Genomic DNA, 18,556 nt, shown 5'->3' on the forward strand with positions numbered 1-18,556 from the left:
CGCTGGATTTTTAAACTTCACCCAGGGGCGCACCATGAGTATTCTCGGCAAAATTTTCGGCAAGATATTTCCCTCGCTGCAAACGCCCGACGCAGCGCCGCCGGTGGCTGCCGCCCCCGCTGACACAGCGCCTGCCCCGGCGCCTGCAGCGCCACCCATGCAGCAGGTCGATGTCGAAGCCCTGCTCAACGGCATGGCCAGCAAGAACCCGGAAAAACTCAACTGGAAGACCTCCATCGTCGACCTGATGAAGCTCCTGCACCTGGACAGCAGCCTGGGTGAGCGCAAGGAGCTGGCGAAGGAGCTGGGTTACACGGGCGACATGAATGACAGCGCGACCATGAACATCTGGCTGCACAAGCAGGTCATGAACAAGCTGGCAGCCAACGGCGGCAAGGTACCCGCCGACCTGATGGACTAGGCTTGCGAGGGGTAACGCTCAGGCGGACCTGAGCTTTTCCACCAGGGCTGTGTAGCCCGCCATCGCGTCTTCGCGGGCCATGCCCTTGCGCTGGGCCCATGCATCGTATTTGGCGCGGCCGGTCACGTCCATCATGCCGGGGCGTTCGCCGGTCGCGTCGCCCAGCGTCGCCTGTTTGTACAGGGCATAGAGGCCCAGCAGGGCTTCGTTGTCAGGTGGTTGGGCCAGCGTCTTCACCGCGATGCCGGCGGCTTCAAAAGCGCGTTCGGCTTCGCTGGGGCCGGCAGGGGCCACCGGTTCACCGAAGTGCGCGTCTTCCAGCGCCACGTCGTCGGGAAACCAGCGCGCATCGAGCAGCCGGCCCGAGCGCACCGCAAAGGCCAGCACACCCTGCGACATCAGGCCGCCGGCCGTGAGCGTGGCGGGTACCACGGCCACACCGGCATTGAACACCGGCTGCCCGAATGCGGTGAACCGCACTGCAGCGGCCCACGGCAGCATGGCTTGCAGACCCTTGTTGCCGCGGTAGACGCCGCTGGCGCGGTTGGCGCCGGGCTGGAACCATGCCATGTCCGAAGCGCCCCTGGCAAAGATGCCGGTGAAGTCGCCGGCTTCGAGCGCCGTGCGCAGCGTTTGCGCAAAGGCGGCCAGTGCTTCGGGGCTCATCTTCGGATCGTCTACCGCCATGCCCAGTGAGGCCGCGCTGCTGGCGCCGAAAAACTCCAGCACGTTGCGGGCAACCTGTTCGCGGTCGTTGTCGACGCAGATCATGTGATAGCTGTTTTCCAGCACCACCATGCGGGCTTTGGCGCCGCCGATCTGCTCGACCAGGTAGTTGGCCGAGCTCAGGCTGGTGAGTTCGTCCTCGCGTGCATGGATCACCAGGGTTTCGCTGGCCATGTCTTTCAGGCCCGTCATCACCCAGCCGCGAAGCCGGTCTACCTGCCGCACGCAGGCCAGCGGTACCCAGCGGTAATGAAAGGCTTCACCACGCGCAAATTTGGCTTTAACGATGGCGCGCAGCTGTTCGTTCTTGATGCCGAAAGGGTCTTCTTCCTCGACCTTCATGCGTGCCGCAACGCCGGGCACGTGGTACATCAGGTGGCGCAGCGGGGTGTACCAGGCGGTGGCCCAGCCGTCGATGTAGATAGGCGGCGCCAGCGCGATCAGCTTGCCGCGCGTGTGCTTTTGCCGCTTGGCCAGCTCGGTGGCCAGCAGCGCGCCCATGCACATGCCCATGATGTGGAAGTTGTCGTGCAGCGCGGCCACTTCGTGGTACTTGGCGGTGACGGCATCCATCCACTGCTCGGCGGTGACATTGACCAGGTCTTCGGGCGTGGTGCCGTGGCCAGGCAGGGTCAGCGAATGGGTGACAAAACCGGCGTTTTTCAGCCGCTTGTGCATGGAGCCCAAATCGTATTGCGTGCCGCCCAGCCCGTGGATAAGGAAAACGGCCGGCGTTTTCGTGTCCGCGGCCGGCGCTGGCGACTCGGCGGACGCGGTGCTGGAAGTGTCCAGAGCCACGTCAGGCCTCGACTTCCAGCAGCGCTGCAACCTGTTCGACATTGCCGTCGGCGCCGCGCACACCCGACAGGCGTGCGTTCACGCTGGCCACGCGCCCGTCGCTCCAGCGCAAGGTGTTCTTCCACAGCACGTGGTCGCGCTGGCCCTGCGTCAGGTCGCGCCAGTCGGCTTGCAGTCCGGACTGCTCTTGCGGGTCGGCGTGGGCGATGAAGTCCTGCACGGTCAGCAGTGCGTTGGCGTTGGTGCGCAGCAACTCGCTGGCGCCTTCGCCCCATTCGGCAGCGCCCGTTCTGGCGTCAAAATTGGCGACCACCGTGCGGTTGGAGTCCAGCACCTGGCGGTAGCGGGTGCGCCAGTCCTGTGCCTGCGCCAGGGCCTGTGCGGCGGTGGCGCCCAGGGCATTGACCACGCCCACCAGCAGCGCCATCACGGCGACATAACCCTGGATCTCGATCACGGCCTCACCGGGAAAGCCTTCCACCTCGGCGAAGGGGCCGCCGCCGGCGTTGGTCCATGCGACCAGGGCCAGCGCGCCGATGAGCGTGGCCACCGTGGCGCCGCGTTCTTTCCAGAGGATGGCGGTTACCACCATGAAGGGCAGCGGCAGGTAGGTGAGGGTGGGGCCCAGTGATGCGCTGAACCGGTCGGACACATCGCTCGAAAAGATCAGCCCCGCCACCACAAAGAAAAGCAGGAAGGTGCCGGCGCCCGCCAGGAACTGGCTGGTGGCCATGCCGCCCGATCGCTTGACCTTGAAGCCGGAAAACGCAGTGATGAGCGGCGCAATCAGCAAGATGCCGACAAAGGTGGTGCAGGTCCACACGCGCCATTCGGTCAGCAGGACAACGGGCTCCGGCAGGGCCCAGCTCCAGAGCATCACGCCGATGCTGGCACCCAGCGCGGAGGTCAGCAGTGCGCCCAGCAGCACGCCGGCGTAAGCCTTGCCCGGCTCCATGCCGCCGTCGGGCCCGGTGCTGCGCAGCAGGCGCGCCACCCAGGCGCCCAGGCTTGCGCAGAGTGCTTCGTTCAGGCCAAAAGCGATGGCCGGCAGCACGGCCAGGCCGTCCAGCAAAGCCAGCGCGACGGCCGCCAGCGCGGCGCCCGCCAGCACGGCGGGGCGTTTGGGCGGCTTCACGGCCAGCAGCGCGCCAAAGGTGACACCCGTGGCCAGCCAGACGGATGCGCTCAGCGTCATCGCGTCGCCCATGCTTTGGGACAGCACCGCGGCAACGGCCCAGGCTAGAAAGGTCACGGCAAGGGTGACGATAAAGGACAGGGCCATGAGAAACCTCCTCTGAGAGTCGTTCTGATGTGCGGCACAGGGGCTGCCGGATGTGCTGGGCTAGTTTATCCAGTCTGTTGCGAATGTTGAACCGCAGTCTTAAGGGTAAGTCCCCGCAGCGTCAACATCGCTGAAATCTACATTTTTAGGGAGGTTTTTTGGCCTTTGGGGCAATAGGGACGGGCGCTGGCAGCTATTGAATTGATAGCGGTTCCTTGAGGCCGGATTTTGCTCCGGCATTGCGCTCTTTGCTGAGGATTGCTGGCCGGGGTTGCCCGGCATGCAACTCACTTTCTTTTGCTTCGCCAAAAGAAAAGTGAGTAGCCGCCGGGCTACCCCCGGCCAGCAACACCCAGCAGAGGGCGCCCCGCCGGAAACAACAGCAGCCTACTCGAGGAAATTCCTCAAAGCCGCCTCAACCGCAGCCGCCGTTGCCAACGGCTTCTCCATCGGAAACAGATGACTCCCATCCAGCATCATGATCCGCCCCTTCGTCACCTTTTCGGTCATCGCCATTCCAACCTGCTTCATCTCCACCGATTGCCGTCCGCCGATAAAGGCAACGGGGCATTTCAGCGGATGGCGTTTGAGCAAACCTTCCAGATTGTGCGGAAGCGTGTTGTAGATCGCGGTTTCGACGTCGCGGTCGAAGCTCAGCAACTGCTTTCCATCGTCGTCGCCGGTGCCTTCGTAGGTGCCATGCTCGATGTAGTCGCGCAGTACCTGTTCGTCCCAGGCGGCAAATGCCTTCTTGCTGCGAAAGTGTTCAAACACTTCCTCTTTGCCCAGCCACTGGTTCTTGCGTTTGCGGCTGATGGCGCCGGGGGATATGGAGCCCACCAGTTGTGCGCGCTTGGCCACGCTCAGCGCTGCGGCGCGCCAGCCACCCAGGATGGGGGAGTCGACCAGCACCACGCCCTTGACGGCTTGGCCGCCCAGCACCGGGTTGCGTGCGGCGCACATCAGGCTTAAAAACCCGCCCAGTGAATGCCCCACCAGGAAAGCCGGCTGGCCGGATTTTTCAACCTCGCGGGCTGTGAAGTCGGCCAGCTGTTGCACCAGGTGCGGCCAGTTGCTGGTGACGGGGTAGTGTGGGTCGTGGCCGAATTTTTCAATCGCCTTGACCTGAAAGCCGCGTGCTTTCAGGCTCTGGAACACCGCGCTGTAGGTACTGGCCGGGAAGCTGTTGCCGTGGGAAAAAATGACCAGCGGCTTTGCGTTGGCGGGCACGGCTTAAATCAGTTTTTCGTCAGGCGTGCTGATCTTCTTCAACGGCTCATGGCGCGTGGCCGGCATCTTCAACGGGATGTCGGTGTGCGCGTCGTCCCACACCGGGTCTTCGATGCTGTCGAACACCTCGCGCAGCTTCTGGCCCCAGCTGCTGTGCATCATGCGGTAGTAGGGGTTGTCGTTGTCGATGCAGACGATCTTGTCGCTCCGGTAGGTGTCGGCCTCATAGACCACCAGGTCCAGCGGCAGGCCAACCGAGAGATTCGACTTCATCGTCGAGTCCATGGACACCAGCACACACTTGGCGGCTTCGGCCAGCGGCGTGGCCGGGGTGAGTACGCGGTCCAGCACGGGTTTGCCGTATTTGGATTCGCCGACCTGGAAGTAAGGTGTCTCGTCGGTCGCTTCGATGAAGTTGCCGGCCGAATACATCTGGAAGAGGCGCATGTTCTCGCCGCGGATCTGCCCGCCAAAGACCAGCGAGACGTTGAAGTCGACGTCGGCGTTTTTCAGCGCCTCGGCGTCGCGGTCGTAGACGCGGCGGATCGCCGAGCCCAGCACGCGCGCAGCGTCGAACATGCTTTTGGCATTCCAGATCGTGATGGCTTCGCCGCCGTCGGGGTCCTTGAGCTGCTCGACCTGCAGGATCTCGCGGATCGACTGGGAAATCGACAGATTGCCGGCCGACAGCAGCACCATGAAACGGTCGCCCGGCTTTTCATAGACGATCATTTTGCGGAAGGTGCTGATGTGGTCCAGGCCCGCGTTGGTGCGGGAGTCTGACAGGAACACCAGCCCGGCGTTGAGTTTGGCGGCGACGCAGTAAGTCATGAGGTGGCTTTGGTGGCTTGGAAGTGTGGGGGCGGTCGGGTTGCGCTGGGTCACGGTGAGGCGGAGATCTTTTTCAGGCGGTACAGAGCGTCCAGCGCTTCGCGCGGACTCAGTGCGTCAGGGTCTATGGTACCCAATGCCTTGTCCACGGCACTTTGCTCGGGCGCGGCGGCTTCGGGCGGGGCGGCAAACAGGTCGACCTGGGCGCGCGCTTCAGTCTGATGGGCCTCCAGCGCGGTGAGTGCATAGCGGGCGTGGTTGACGACGGCGGCGGGCACGCCGGCCAGCTTGGCCACGGCAATCCCGTAGCTTTTGCTGGCGGGGCCGGGCTCGATGTGGTGCAAAAACACGATGTCGGCGCCGGACTCGACCGCGCTCACGTGCACGTTGATCGCACCGTGGTGCTGCGCCGGGAATTCGGTGAGCTCAAAGTAATGCGTGGCAAACAGCGTGAAGGCCTGGGTCTTGTTGTGCAGGTAGGCCGCGATGCCGCCGGCCAGCGCCAGGCCGTCGAAGGTCGAGGTGCCGCGGCCGATTTCGTCCATCAGTACCAGTGAATGCGGCGTGGCGGCATGCAGGATTTGCGCGGCCTCGGTCATTTCAAGCATGAAGGTCGATTGCGCGTTGGCCACATCGTCGGCTGCGCCTATGCGGGTGTGGATAGCATCTATGGGCCCGAGCCGGCAGCTGGCCGCCGGCACGTAAGAGCCCACGCTGGCCAGCAGCACGATCAGCGCCACCTGGCGCATATAGGTCGATTTACCGCCCATGTTGGGGCCGGTGATGACCTGCATGCGGTGCTTGCCGCTCATGACGGAATCGTTGGCGATGAAGGCGCCGCCGCCGGTTTCGGCCAAGCGCGCTTCGACGACAGGGTGGCGGCCCTGGCTGATGTCGATGCAGGGCTCGCGTACGAACACGGGCGCGGCCCAGTTGAGGGTGAGCGAGCGTTCGGCCAGCGCGCACAGCGCGTCGAGTGAGGCGAGAGCGCGCGCCAGGCGGCTCAGCGCGGGAATGAAGTCCTGCAACTGGTCGAGCAGCTGTTCATACAGCCACTTCTCGCGCGCCAGTGCGCGCTCCTGCGCCGACAGGGCCTTGTCTTCAAAGGCTTTGAGCTCGGGCGTGATGTAGCGCTCGGCATTTTTCAGTGTCTGGCGGCGGCGGTAGTCGTCGGGCACCTTGTCGAGTTGGCCTTGTGTGACTTCAATGTAGAAGCCGTGCACCTTGTTGAACTGCACACGCAGGTTGGCGATGCCGGTGCGGGCTTTCTCACGGCCTTCCAGGTCCAGCAAAAAGTCGTCGCAGTTGGTCTGGATGGCGCGCAATTCGTCCAGGTCGGCATCGCAGCCGTGGTTGATGACGCCGCCGTCGCGTATCAGTGCGGCAGGCTCGTCCAGCACATAGCGGCCCAGCAGCTCGCGGCAGCCTTCCGGCGGCTGCAGGTCCTCAAAGATTTTGATTAAAAGTGCTGGTAGCCCAATACCGGCGGGCGCCACCAGCTCTGTTTTTTGTAGCGTGTCTTTCAGGGCCACGAGCTCGCGCGGGCGCACCTGGCGCAGCGCGATGCGGGCCGTAATGCGTTCCACATCGCTGCAGCCCTTGAGTTTGGCGCGCAGGGTTTGCTGTGAGCCGCTGCGCAGGTGGGTAATGGCATCCAGCCTGTCGGCGGCCTGTGCGCGATCGCGGCGCGGGGTGAGCAGCCAGCTTTTCAGTGCGCGGCTGCCCATGCCGGTGGTGCAGGTGTCCAGTAATGAAAACAGCGTGGGCGATTCTTCGCCGCGCAAGGTCTGCGTGAGTTCCAGGTTGCGGCGCGTGGTTTGCGGCAGCTCGATCAGCTCGCCCGAACGCACCACCTGCAGGCCCTGCACATGCGACAGCGCCCGGCCCTGTGTGTGTTCGGCGTAGCCCAGCAGCGCCGAAGCGGCGGCGTGCGCCTCATTCAGCGCTTCGGCGTTCCAGGATGCGAGCGAGGCGACTTTGAGCTGGTCCAGCAGGCGGCGCGCGCCCAGGGCGGAATCAAACTGCCATGCCGGGCGGGCGCTGACGGCGCAGCGCTGGGCTTTGAGGCGCTGCTCAAAGGCCGGCGTCGCGTCGACGTTGTAAAGCAGTTCGCTGGGCGCCACGCGCGCCAGCCAGGCTTCGAGTTCGTCATTGGCGCAGTGCGCCAGGTGGATTTCGCCCTGCGTCACGCTGAGCCAGGCCAGGCCGCAGGTGTTGCGTGCGCCCTGGTGCACGGCCAGCAGGATGGATTCGGTTTTGTCGCTCAGCAGCTCGGTGTCGGTCAGTGTGCCGGGCGTGACCACGCGCACCACTTTGCGCTCCACGGGGCCCTTGCTGGTGGCGACGTCGCCGACCTGCTCGCAGATGGCCACCGACTCGCCGAGCTTGATAAGTTTGGCCAGGTAGCCTTCCAGGGAATGAAAGGGCACACCCGCCATGACGACCGGCTCGCCCGCGGACTGGCCGCGCCGCGTCAGCGTGATGTCGAGCAGGCGGGAGGCCTTTTCCGCGTCGGCAAAAAAGACTTCATAGAAATCCCCCATGCGGTAAAAAACCAGGGTGTCGGGGTACTCCGCCTTGATGCGCTTGTATTGCGTCATCATGGGTGTGTCTTCCGGCGCCCCGCCTGTTGGGTTTTTGCCGCGAATTGTTTCTTTTTGCATCAATGACCTAGCGCGTGCGCGCTTCCTTCTTTTTGCATTTTCGTCTCACCTGGCGCCTATCTCAGGGGCCGTTCCTCGATGTTTCCGGCTCCTGATTGTCCTTTACTATCAGGCACTTACCGTCAGGGTCGGCTTCTGCCTGAAAAACCTGGAGTGCGGCCTTCAGTCGGGATGAAGCCCTACGCTGAAATCCGGCAATTTGCCAAAGAACGGTATTTGTGAGGAGGTAGACTCACTTGCATTCATCCATTCAAAAAAGCAAGCCGGATACGGTCTGCGCCAGGGCCCACGACCTCAACCGAAAGGCAAGCAATGACCGAGCCGAGTATCTCGCCTTTCAACAGCGCAAGCGGGGCGGAGCCGACTGATACCGTGCTTGCCGAGCCGTCCCTGGCCAATAAGGGCCGCAGGGCGGTGCATGAAACCGCCCGTCTTTGTGTGGGTTATCTGGTGCTTGTCGGCGTCAGCCTGGCGGTCTCGTTGCTGGCGGTGCTTATGCGGCCATTGTTGCCGAGGGTATTGAGCAAACGATGGGGGCGCAGGCTGGTTGCGGCCACGTTCCGGTCTTACCTGCGCCTGCTGGTGTTGATGGGGGCCTGCCGGTTCGACCTGACGGCGCTGGATGCGCTGCAGGCGGGCCCGGCGGTGATCATCGCGCCCAATCATCCTTCCCTGTTGGACGCCATCATGATCCTGTCGCGCTTGCCTGACGCCACCTGCATCATGAAGGCGGACATCGTCAACAGCGTTTTTTTTGGGGCCGGTGCGCGGCTGGTAGGCTACATCCGCAATACGCCGCTGCGCACCATGGTGCAGCTGGCCGTCGCCGACTTGCGCCAGGGCAGCAGTTTGCTGCTTTTCCCGGAAGGCACCCGCACGCGGCGGTTTCCTGTGGGGCGCATGCAGGGAACGACCAGCCTGATTTCCAAATACGCGGGTGTGTCGGTACAGACCGTTTTTATCGAAACCGATTCGAGGTTTCTGGGCAAGGGCTGGTCCCTGCTATGGACGCCGAAAATGCCGGTCACTTACCGTGTTCGCCTCGGCAAATGCTTTGAGCCGGTAAGCGACACGGCGCACTTCACCGCAGAGCTGGAGCAATACTTCCAGACCGAGCTGGGGCGTACCCGCTCGTCCTCCCTGACTGCTTCAGCGCCGCCGGCGTGAAGCTGCACGCAGTTTTCCGTTCAAGTTAAATCTCTCGATGAATGATTCCCTTCGCGACATGTCCAGGACGCATCTCGTCCTGATTCCCAGTTACAACCCCGGTGTCAAAGTTGACGAAACAGTTCGCAGTGCACTTGCTCAGTGGGCGCCGGTCTGGGTGGTCGTCGACGGCAGCACGGACGGCAGCACCGACCGCCTGCTGGCAATGGCCGCAGACGATGCGCGCTTGCGTGTCGTGGTGTTGCCGCGCAATGTGGGCAAGGGTGCCGCGGTGCTGCACGGCATTGAGCTGGCTGCGGCCCAGGGGTTCACGCATGTGCTGACCATGGACTCCGATGGGCAGCACCCCGCCCACCTGATTCCGGAGTTCATGGTCGCGTCGCTGGCCCAACCCGCTGTTATGGTGCTCGGCGTGCCGGTGTTCGCCGCGGATGCCCCGCGCCTGCGGGTCAATGGACGCAAGGTGTCCAATGGATGGGCCGACCTGGAAACCCTCTGGGCCGGCATCGGGGACTCCCTGTTCGGCTTTCGTGTTTACCCGATCGCGCCGCTGCGTGATGTGATGGCCGGGCAACGCTGGATGCGCCGGTTTGATTTTGACCCGGAAGCGGTGGTGCGCATGTGCTGGCGCGGCGTGAAACCAGTCAACCTGCCGGCCACCGTGAAGTATTTTCGGCCCGACGAAGGGGGTGTGTCGCACTTCAACTACTTGCGCGACAACCTCTTGCTCACCTGGATGCATTCCCGGCTTTTCATCGGGTTTGTGCTGCGCTTGCCGGTGTTGCTGGCCCGGCGCCTGTTTCAGCGATCGTGATGAGTTGAGGCCAGCGCCGCGGAGCCGGGCAGCGACTTGACTGCCTGGTATTCTGAAAATACGCCGGCTTCCAGGTGTTGCCTGACATCCGCCAGACCCGCCGCGCGCAGCGTGGCCAGCACCTGTTCGGGCGGCACGCAGGCTTCTATGCTGTCCCAGTAGTAGCGCCAGATGGACGCGGTTTCCTTTTGCCGCGAAACGAAGCGCGTCAGCAGCGGTATGACGCCGCGCATGTAGGTCTTGAGCAACCAGCGGCCCCAGGGGCTTTTTGCTTGGGTGATTTCTAGCACGCAGAGCCGTCCACCGGGCTTCAACACGCGTTCAAATTCTGCAAATGCCACACCCAGGTCGCTGATGTGGCGCAGGGCATAGCCCATGCTTAGAAAGTCGAAATGGTTGTCCGGAAACGGCAGGGACTCGGCCCGGCCTTCCACCAGCACCATGGTTTTTGGCAGCTTGCTGGCGGCCATCATGCCGGGGCTGGGATCAAGGCCGGTCACCAGCGTGGGGTCTCCAGTCAAGAGGCAGGCTTGCGCGGCAACCAGCCCGGTTCCCACGCCCACATCGAGCACTTTCATGCCGGTTTTCAGGCCGCCGCGAATCAGTGCGTCGCGTCGATAGCGTGAACCGCTGCCCCAGGCCAGGATCGCCTCGATGCGGTCGTAGTCCGGCGCCGTGCTGTCAAAAATCCTGCGCAGATAGGTTTGCCGGTCCTGCTCTGTCTGGTAATACTCGGTCAGCGGGACATGGGGTGCATGCACCGTGGGAGTGTTTTCAGGAATGGTCATGGAGTGCCTTTTTAAATCATGCCGCCGTTGATGGAAATAACCTGGCCGCTGATGTAAGCTGCGCGCTCTGAAGTCAGAAAACTCACGAGGTCGGCGACTTCTTCGGGTCGGCCGGCTCGTTTCATGGGTACCAGCTGCGCGATGGCAGTGGCATCAAAACTGTCCTGGCTCATCGGCGTTGCGATGATGCCGGGCGCGACCGCATTGACCGTGATGCCGCGGCTGGCCACCTCCAGTGCAAGGGATTTTGTGGCCGAATGCAATGCGCCTTTGGCAGCCGAATAATTCACCTGTCCGCGGTTGCCTGCCACTGCGGCGACCGACGTGATGTTGATGATACGCCCCCAGCGCGTACGGATCATCGGCATCATCAAGGGCTGGGTGACATGAAAAAAACCATTCAGCGAGACGTCAATGACCTGTTGCCATTGCCGCAGCTGCATGCCCGGAAAGACCGCGTCGTCATGGATGCCGGCGTTGTTCACGATCACCTGGACCGGCCCCTGCAGCAGCAGGGTTTCCAGGGCAATGGCGGTTGCGGCGGCATCAGTGACATCAAACGCCACAGCCTCCGCATGACCGCCTGACGCCTGGATGGAGGCCACCAGCGCTAAGGCGGCATCAAGGCCGCGGTTGGCATGCACGATGACGTGAAATCCATCGGCAGCCAGTTGCCGGCAAATGGCCGAGCCAATGGCGCCACTGCCACCGGTGACCAGCGCGCGTTTGAGTACGGAGGCGTTCATGCAGTCCCCTTGGATGGTGCGCCGAGCATCACCACGGCGCGGCCTGACAGAAGCAATGCAGGGCCCGCGTGGACCGTAAACCCATAAAGAATACTGCCGGCGTCGCCGCTCGTGCGCTCGGCATGAATGGTGAGCGCGAGGTCGACGTCGTCGAGTCTTTCGACATGCAGGGTGACGCCGCGAACGCTGACCAGGTAGCCGAAGGGGGCGGCATCGCCGGCCTGCGGGTGGTTTTCCTGGGTACCGGCCACGGCTTCCGAGATCAGTGCGCCATGCACGGCCATGGCTTGCGCCGCATATTCAATCCCGCATGCGGCGCCCAGCCTTCCGTAGGCACGCAGAGGATTGCCGGCAGCGCGGTGGCTGGTGGCTTCGCAGGCAATCTGGCTGTTGTCCCACGCCGTGACGCGTTCAAGCAGGCACATGCTGCCTTGATGGGGAATGCGGCGCGCGATCTCGTCGTGCTCAAGACTCAAAGGCGCGTTGCAGGCCTTGGTGGGCATCAGGCCTGCAAGCGTCACGGTGCCACCTGCAGGGCCAGCTGCCGGCCGTCAAGGTAGTCCAGCACGATCCGGCCGCTTTGCTGCCGCGCGATGCTGAGCAGCAGCGGCAGGCAGCGTGCCGCAGGAATGTCTGTGCGCAGCTGTTCGAGCGCGGCGTCATCGAGCCGGTCGGCAGGCAAGGCCGTCAGGCAGTTGTCTGGTTCCAGCGTCCACTGCGCCTGGCTGTGTTCACTGCGGTAGGGTGTCAGCACCAGTCCCAGGCCAAAGGTGTCGGGAATGGGGCGTGTGCTGTACAGCGGCTCCGGGTAATCGGTGTCATAAGCGACCAGCAGCACGGGTACCTGGTCCACCGCTACCTGGGTCATGGCCTCGAGCAGGCCTGCCGAAAAACTTGCATCGCGCGCGCAAAGCACTGAAGACGAAACCATCGAGCCGCTTGAAATGCTCCAGTAGCCGGAGGCGGCGTTGTGCACTGAATTGTGAAAGCGCGTCGGGGAGATCAGCCTGTCGCTGGAGGCCAGTGCATTGCAAATTTCGTGGCAATTGACGGCGTCGCCGCTGGAAGATGAAAACACGGATGCCAGCATGGCAGCTTGCAGGCCCGAAGCTGCAACGGCTTCCTCGCTCACAGCCAGCGACACCTTGACCACCGCGCCGGCCCGGCGGCGTTCGGCCTGCGGTAAAGCCATGGGTGGCGGAAGAACGCAGCGCGTGGCTTGATAAGCGGTGCTGCCTTTGAGATGTTCGCGCCCTTGCGCCCACCCCGCCAGTCCGGGGCCCAGTAGCCCGATACCTTCGACAAAGACCGTCAGCGCTGTTGCGGATGGGGATTGTGCTTGTGTCATGTCGGGACCTTAACCGGCACGGCCAAAAATCAGGCTGCAATTGGTGCCGCCGAAGCCAAAGGAGTTGCTGAGCACATGCCGGGGGGCGGCCTCCTGGTTGTCCAGGAGGTAGTTGACAGGCAGGGCCGGGTCGCGCTCATGGGTGTTGATGCCGCCGGGCAGCAGGCCGTGCTGCAATGCAAGCGCGCAGATCACGGCTTCAAGCCCGCCTGCGGCGCCCAGCGTGTGGCCGGTGGCGCCCTTGGTGGAGCTGCAGGGGGTGCCTGGGCCGAATAGCCCGGACACTGCCTTGGCTTCCGCGGCATCGTTGCTTTGTGTGGCGGTACCGTGCAGGTTGATGTAATCGATCCCGGCCGTGGTGAGGCCGGCCATGTCCAGTGCCTGCTGCATTGCCAGCCGTGCGCCCAGGCCGTCGGGATGGGGGGAAGACATGTGGTGGGCGTCGCTGGATTCGCCGACGCCCAGGAGCAGCACGTCACCTGGGGCGGGTTGTGCCGGCGTGGGCTCCAGCAGGGCGAAAGCGGCCGCTTCGCCAATGGTGATGCCATTGCGTGCGGCGTCGAATGGCCTGCAAGCCTGGGGGGAAATCAGGCCCAGCGAGTTAAAGCCATACAAGGTTGTGAGACACAGCGAATCGACCCCGCCGACCACGGCAGCATCGATCAGACCCGCCCGCATCATCCTTCGCGCGGAGGCAAACACCTTGGCACTGGAAGAGCAGGCTGACGAGACGACGGCGGCCGGGCCGGTCAGCCCAAGGTACTGACGCGTGAAATCAGCGACAGAAAATGTATTGTGTGTTGTGCCGTAAATGAAATCGGGGGGCAGGGCACCGGTCTCGGGGTCGCGCCGGCGATAGGCGAGTTCGGTTTGCAAAATGCCCGATGTACTGGTGCCGATGAAGACTCCCACGCGGTGCGCGCCGTATTTTTTGCTGGCGGCTGCCGCCGCTTCAGTAAAGCCGTCCTGCTGAAGCCCCAGCAGGGCGAGCCGGTTGTTCCGGCAGTCGAAGCGGGCCCATTGCGCAGGAAGCTGCACGCTGTCGGTGCCCGTGACCTCGCCTGCAAAGGTCGGCAGGTCGACCGTGTCAAAAGTGCATGGGGCGAGCCCGCTCCGCCGCGTACGCAACGCGTCGAGAGTTTGTGCAAGACCGCGACCCATGCTGCTGGTTGCGGTGAAGTGGGAAAGCCAAAGTGGATACAGAGAAAAAACCAATCTGAAGAAAAAGACACTTTAGCAAATCAGGTGGCAAATCCGGCGCCGTTGCGATGCCGGACACCAGCTGTTACTTGCCTGCGGTGCGCTGTTTGTGAAGATGCAGGGACAACCAGGCTGCCACCCCCCCCAGGAGCAGGCCTCCGGCAACGTCCACCGCGACATGCTGCCTTGTGGCCAGTGTGGAATAGGCAATGCCGAAACACCAGAGGGCGTTCACCGCCAGCAACCATGCGGGGACGGAGAATCGGCGCAACAGGTGGTGCAGCCAGATGCCTGAAAAAATGGCTGTTGCCACATGAAGCGAAGGGCAGGCGTTGCCTGCCGCGTCCATGTTTTTCAGGAAAAGCATCTGAGGGTATTTCGGCCAGTCAATGTCTGGGGCGGGTGCGGCCGTGGGCCAGAAATAAAAAACCAGCAGACCCGCCAGGCAGGTCAGCGCAATGGCGCCGCCATAGCGCAGGAGTTCGCGCCGGTCGCCAAAGAAGATGGGCGGCAGCGAGACATAAACCCATAGCGAGAGGTAAACCGGCAAGGCCAGCGGTTCAAAAGCGATGAAGCGGTCGGGCCAGGTGAGAGGCATCACCGCGATCGGAAAGGCCGGGTGCTTGAGCAGGTAAAAGTAGGCGCCGAAAAACACGCCGATGAAAAGCATCGTGCCAATGGCTTTCAGATAGATGTGCTGAAAGATAACCCGCCCTATTTGTGACCACGGGCTCTGCCGGGTTTTCTGCGTAGGATTCATGCGAGGGCCTGCTGCAGGGTCACGGTGCGCAGGTTGGCGGCCGCAATGGACTCCAGCAAGGCGGGCAGGACATCCAGGATGACCGGAACACCTTGCGGTGTGCGTGCTGCATTGCCGTCATGCAACAGCAGGATGGCGCCGGCTTGCAGCCCGGCTGTGAGTTTGCGTTTTACACGCTCGGCATTGGCGACGCGGGTGTCGAAACCGCGCACGGACCAGCTGGCAAGCTTCAGGCCGAGCCGGGCCAGTACCGGATCAAGAAAGGGGTTGCGCAGGCCGGCGGGAGCGCGAAAGAAGAGAGGCCGCCGGCCTGTCAGGCCGCTCAGTGTGTTTTGCGCCGCCTGCAACTCGCGAAACATGCTGCGCGGGCCCGTCAGGGCAAAGTAGTGGCGGTGGTGCTGGCTGTGGTTTTCAACGGCATGTCCGCGCCGCACCAGCTCGCGGCACAACTCGGGATGGCGGGCGGCTTTGTCACCGACGCAAAAAAAGGTCGCGCGGGCCGCATACCGGTCGAGCAGGTCCAGGACTTTGGGTGTCACGGCGGGGTCGGGGCCGTCATCGATGGTCAGGGCGATTTCCCGCCTGGCGACGGAGGCCTGGGGCAGGCGGGTCCAGTTGGGGCCAAGCCACTGGCTGCGGGGCCACATACCCACGACGGTGAGCAACAGGTGGTTGAGGACCACGGCGGCAAGCGCCCAGCGCCACCAGCCGGAATCAACAAGGATGGCCGCAAGTGCCGCCGCATGCAGCGTGATGCTCGCACGTACCAGGATGCTGGGCTTCCACCGGAGGTCAGGCATGGGGCTTCCTGGCAAAAATTGCGGCATAAACCAGCGCCAGGATGACCCCCGGGGCAACGGTAACGCCCATGGCTTGGAGGATGGATACTTTGGAAAATGCGAGCAGGCCAAACCCTGCGACGGTGGTCAGATTAGCCAGCAGCATGGACGCCAGGGTTCTGGGCGCTATCGGGGCATGGGGATCGGGCCGGTCAAAAAACAGCGCGTAGTTGGAGCCCACGGCCACGACCAGCAACAGGCCCACCAGGTGCAGGATGATCAGTTGCTGGCCCAGCAGGGCCAGCCCGGCCGTGACTGTGACGACCGCGGCCGCCAGCGGCGCAATGATCCGCAGCACCCGGGAAGGGGAGCGGAAAACCACCAGCAACAGGGCCACGAGGACTGCCAGCCCGCCCAGTGACAGCACGATGGCTTCGTGCAGGTAGCTGGAATACAAACGGTCAGACTCGGTTTTCATGTCGACAAAAAGTACGCCAGGCAAGGGCTTGGTGGCCAGCGCGGCACGAATGTTGTCGGCGTCGATGTTTCGTCCCTGGGACGCAGTCAAAGGTAGCAGGGCGCTCCAGCGGCCGTCTTTACCAATCAGCAATGCGGCCAAGGCCATGGCCATCGAGGTTTTTTCAAGGTCGGCTGGCTGCAGCAGGGGCTGGCTGCGGGCGGCGGCGACCTCTGCCAGGAAAGGTGAAAACACCCCGGGGCGCACTGGCAGGCCTTGCGTGGCCTGGGTCATGCGGGCCTGCAACACCTCAGCGGCGGGCAGGCTGGCCTGGCGGGCGCGTTGCGTGGCCACGCTGGGGAGGTAGCGGCTGGGGCTCTCAAACCCGGCAATCTCGCCGCGCTCGACCTGTGCCTGGAGCAGGGTTGAAACCTGTTCAGCAGTCTGGAGCACCGACTCCTGGCTGGTACCGGAGACCACCACCACATAGCGCACGTCAGGCGCCCCCATATCGGCACGCAGGCTTTCATCCAGCGCTACATCGGCTTGCGAGACCGGGCTGAGCGAGGAAATCTTGTCGTTGAAGAGGCTTGCGTGATTTCCCACAAGGACGGCACAGGCGGCTATCAGCAGGGCCGCGGCAGGCCATCGCAACAAGGCCGCATGTTGCACCAGCCCCTCCAGCGCCCGCCCGATGGCCGACACATCATGGATGCGGAAATGGCGCGGCAGCAGATGCGGCAGCACATAGCGGGTCACTGCGGCGGCCACGACCAGGCCGGCAATCGAATACAGGCCGAGTTGAGCCAGACCCGGAAAGCCCGAGAACAAAAGAGAGGCAAAACCGGCAATGGAGGTCAGAACGCCGAGCCGGACGGTCGGCCAGAAGCGCTTGACCCAATGCGCCTGGTCGGCGCCCGCATCCTCGGACTGCACGAAAAGATAAATGGAATAGTCCACGGCTTCCCCGATCAGCGCTGTGCCGAAGCCCAGCGTGATACCGTGCACCGACCCAAAGCCCAGGCTGACCGCGGCAATCCCCGCCAGCGCGCCGCTCAGCACGGGCAGAAATCCGAGCAAAAGGGCGCCGACGGAACGGTAAACCAGCAGTAACAGCGTCGCGATCAGCGCCACGCTGATCAGCGAGAGGTGGCTCACCTGGCTTTGAATGGTTTCGCGGGACGTGACCGAAAATACGCCAGGGCCCGTCATGACGAAGCTGGCACCAGCTGAGGAACCGCCCGCCACATCGAAGGCCTGGCGAATCGCGGCCATCGCGCGTTGCTGGGCATCGGTGTCAGAGCCTGCTGCATGGGTCTGCAGCAGCATCAGCGCGCGCTTGCCATCACGTGAAGTCCAGGCGCCATGGGCCTGTTGCGGCTGGCTTCCGCCGTTGAGCTGGCCCAGCAACTGCACCATTTCGCCGGTAGGGTCGCGGGGCAGCAGGGCCTTGACCATCAGGCCTGCGGGCGAAGCGAGCAATTCGATGCTGTCAGTGAGGGCCGTGTGCAACCCATCCGCGCTGAATCGTTCCGGCGTCACTGAAGGGCTCAGCAGATAACGATGGTTGAGCAGGAAATTGCGGTCCCGCTCGCTATTGACGGGTTCGCCATTCGCCACGCTGGCGAAAGCGGAGTCGGTGCGCAACTGCTGCGCCATCTTTTTGGAAAGCGCTGCACGCTGAGGGGCATCGGAGCCTTCTATGCCTACCAGGACAAGCCGAGAGGCCAGGCCCTCGGTCAGCTGGTCCATCAGCAGTTGTTGCTCGGGTGTGGGAGTACGCGGCAAAAACGCCGACAGGTCGGTCGTGAACTGTGTGCGGCTGATGACAATGCCGCAACCGATCAGGAATGCCAGCCATACCGCAATGGCTGCCATGCGGCCGCGTGCGCCGTTCATCACGGGGCTGCCACTTGCTCGATGGTCATGGTGGAGCTGTCGCCATCGGCCTGGGCGATGTCGATGTTGCGCAACTGGTCACGCACACCCGTAATGCGGATGCGTTGGATCACCGCCTGCATTTTGGGATCGACGGGCTGCAATTGCAGGGTCCAGCGTTCGGCCGTGCCTTCAAGGCTGAGCCGGTAGTTACGCTCCAGGGCGTTGCGGTCGCCCGCCAGGGTGCCGCGAATGCTGTCAATGAACGCGGCCAGCTCGGGGTACGCCTGCAGCCGCAGCTGGTATTTTTGCTTCCCACGTTCAATCACCAGTTCTCCGCCGTTCACCACCATGGATTCAGGCTTCGGTTTGAGCGTCCGCTTTTCCAGCCGGTCGGGTGCGGTATAGAGCAGTTCGCCGGACGATTCCACCGGTTTGTCGAGCAGCGCAATGCTCTTTTTTTCGACAAAGGTGGCGCGGCCCGACTTGGTTTGCGCCAGCGAATCCATCAGTTGCTGAAGGTCCCAGGCGGCCAGCGCTGCCGGGCTCAACGCGGCCAACACCAGACCCATCACAACTGCGGCCAGCGCGAAGACGGGCCGTGACGGCTGTTGCGTGATGTGCGACGAGGCGGGGGTGGACGTTTGCTGAATAAGGTGTGTCATATG

The 18,556-nt window shown here is 63.4% G+C and carries 17 protein-coding genes; 3 read left to right on the forward strand and 14 right to left on the reverse strand.

Features of this window, described 5'->3' with window-relative positions; genetic code table 11:
- Positions 1-34: 34 nt before the first annotated feature.
- Entirely contained in the window at positions 35-421 is a 387-nt protein-coding gene (locus AC1DYQ_RS09800) for a DUF3597 domain-containing protein (protein ID WP_477686643.1), read from the forward strand.
- Between the two features lie 18 nt (positions 422-439).
- Here AC1DYQ_RS09800 and AC1DYQ_RS09805 read toward each other — a convergent pair whose 3' ends face one another.
- The 5 genes from AC1DYQ_RS09805 to mutS form a co-directional block, all read right to left on the reverse strand.
- The gene (locus AC1DYQ_RS09805; protein ID WP_477686644.1) at positions 440-1,945 is read right to left on the reverse strand and encodes an acyl-CoA-binding protein; all 1,506 of its coding nucleotides are present in this window, start codon (positions 1,943-1,945) and stop codon (positions 440-442) included.
- A 1-nt stretch (position 1,946) separates the two neighbouring features.
- Positions 1,947-3,227 carry an MASE1 domain-containing protein gene (locus AC1DYQ_RS09810; protein ID WP_477686645.1) on the reverse strand — a complete coding sequence of 427 codons (1,281 nt, stop codon included), beginning with the start codon at positions 3,225-3,227 and terminating at the stop codon, positions 1,947-1,949.
- A gap of 387 nt (positions 3,228-3,614) precedes the next feature.
- Positions 3,615-4,457 carry an alpha/beta hydrolase gene (locus tag AC1DYQ_RS09815; protein ID WP_477686646.1) on the reverse strand — a complete coding sequence of 281 codons (843 nt, stop codon included), beginning with the start codon at positions 4,455-4,457 and terminating at the stop codon, positions 3,615-3,617.
- 3 nt (positions 4,458-4,460) lie between these two features.
- Positions 4,461-5,288, reverse strand: coding sequence for a proteasome-type protease (locus tag AC1DYQ_RS09820; RefSeq protein ID WP_457279118.1), 828 nt, complete (start codon positions 5,286-5,288; stop codon positions 4,461-4,463).
- 50 nt (positions 5,289-5,338) lie between these two features.
- Entirely contained in the window at positions 5,339-7,951 is a 2,613-nt protein-coding gene (gene mutS, locus AC1DYQ_RS09825; RefSeq protein WP_477686647.1) for a DNA mismatch repair protein MutS, read from the reverse strand.
- A 312-nt stretch (positions 7,952-8,263) separates the two neighbouring features.
- On the opposite strand from mutS, the gene AC1DYQ_RS09830 reads away from it, so the two are divergent.
- Positions 8,264-9,118: a lysophospholipid acyltransferase family protein gene (locus AC1DYQ_RS09830; RefSeq protein ID WP_477686648.1), complete on the forward strand. Its 855-nt coding sequence runs from the start codon at positions 8,264-8,266 to the stop codon at positions 9,116-9,118.
- A 37-nt stretch (positions 9,119-9,155) separates the two neighbouring features.
- Positions 9,156-9,932: a glycosyltransferase family 2 protein gene (locus AC1DYQ_RS09835; RefSeq protein WP_457279115.1), complete on the forward strand. Its 777-nt coding sequence runs from the start codon at positions 9,156-9,158 to the stop codon at positions 9,930-9,932.
- On the opposite strand, the gene AC1DYQ_RS09840 is transcribed toward AC1DYQ_RS09835, so the two are convergent.
- From AC1DYQ_RS09840 to AC1DYQ_RS09880, 9 genes are all read right to left on the reverse strand, one after another.
- Positions 9,920-10,720, reverse strand: coding sequence for a class I SAM-dependent methyltransferase (locus AC1DYQ_RS09840; RefSeq protein WP_457279114.1), 801 nt, complete (start codon positions 10,718-10,720; stop codon positions 9,920-9,922). The genes AC1DYQ_RS09835 and AC1DYQ_RS09840 overlap by 13 nt on opposite strands.
- Before the next feature lie 11 nt (positions 10,721-10,731).
- Positions 10,732-11,466 carry a 3-oxoacyl-ACP reductase FabG gene (gene fabG, locus AC1DYQ_RS09845; protein ID WP_477686649.1) on the reverse strand — a complete coding sequence of 245 codons (735 nt, stop codon included), beginning with the start codon at positions 11,464-11,466 and terminating at the stop codon, positions 10,732-10,734.
- Positions 11,463-11,969: an ApeP family dehydratase gene (locus AC1DYQ_RS09850; protein WP_477686912.1), complete on the reverse strand. Its 507-nt coding sequence runs from the start codon at positions 11,967-11,969 to the stop codon at positions 11,463-11,465. Before AC1DYQ_RS09850 ends, fabG begins: the two co-directional genes overlap by 4 nt.
- A 14-nt stretch (positions 11,970-11,983) precedes the next feature.
- Positions 11,984-12,814 (reverse strand): beta-ketoacyl synthase chain length factor, encoded by an 831-nt coding sequence (locus AC1DYQ_RS09855; RefSeq protein ID WP_477686650.1) that lies wholly within the window; start codon positions 12,812-12,814, stop codon positions 11,984-11,986.
- A gap of 9 nt (positions 12,815-12,823) precedes the next feature.
- Positions 12,824-14,017: a beta-ketoacyl-[acyl-carrier-protein] synthase family protein gene (locus AC1DYQ_RS09860; protein WP_477686913.1), complete on the reverse strand. Its 1,194-nt coding sequence runs from the start codon at positions 14,015-14,017 to the stop codon at positions 12,824-12,826.
- Positions 14,018-14,099: 82 nt separating this feature from the next.
- Entirely contained in the window at positions 14,100-14,684 is a 585-nt protein-coding gene (locus tag AC1DYQ_RS09865) for a phosphatase PAP2 family protein (RefSeq protein ID WP_477648079.1), read from the reverse strand.
- Positions 14,685-14,770: 86 nt separating this feature from the next.
- Entirely contained in the window at positions 14,771-15,574 is an 804-nt protein-coding gene (locus AC1DYQ_RS09870; protein ID WP_477686651.1) for a polysaccharide deacetylase family protein, read from the reverse strand.
- A complete protein-coding gene (locus AC1DYQ_RS09875; RefSeq protein ID WP_477686652.1) occupies positions 15,567-17,909 on the reverse strand; it encodes an MMPL family transporter in 2,343 nt (780 codons plus the stop codon). Before AC1DYQ_RS09875 ends, AC1DYQ_RS09870 begins: the two co-directional genes overlap by 8 nt.
- Complete coding sequence (locus tag AC1DYQ_RS09880) at positions 17,909-18,553, reverse strand: LolA-related protein (RefSeq protein ID WP_477686653.1); 645 nt, start codon at positions 18,551-18,553, stop codon at positions 17,909-17,911. The genes AC1DYQ_RS09875 and AC1DYQ_RS09880 overlap by 1 nt, the downstream gene beginning before the upstream one ends.
- Between the last annotated feature and the right edge of the window lie 3 nt (positions 18,554-18,556).

The organism is Polaromonas sp. P1_F4 (genome assembly GCF_056405675.1).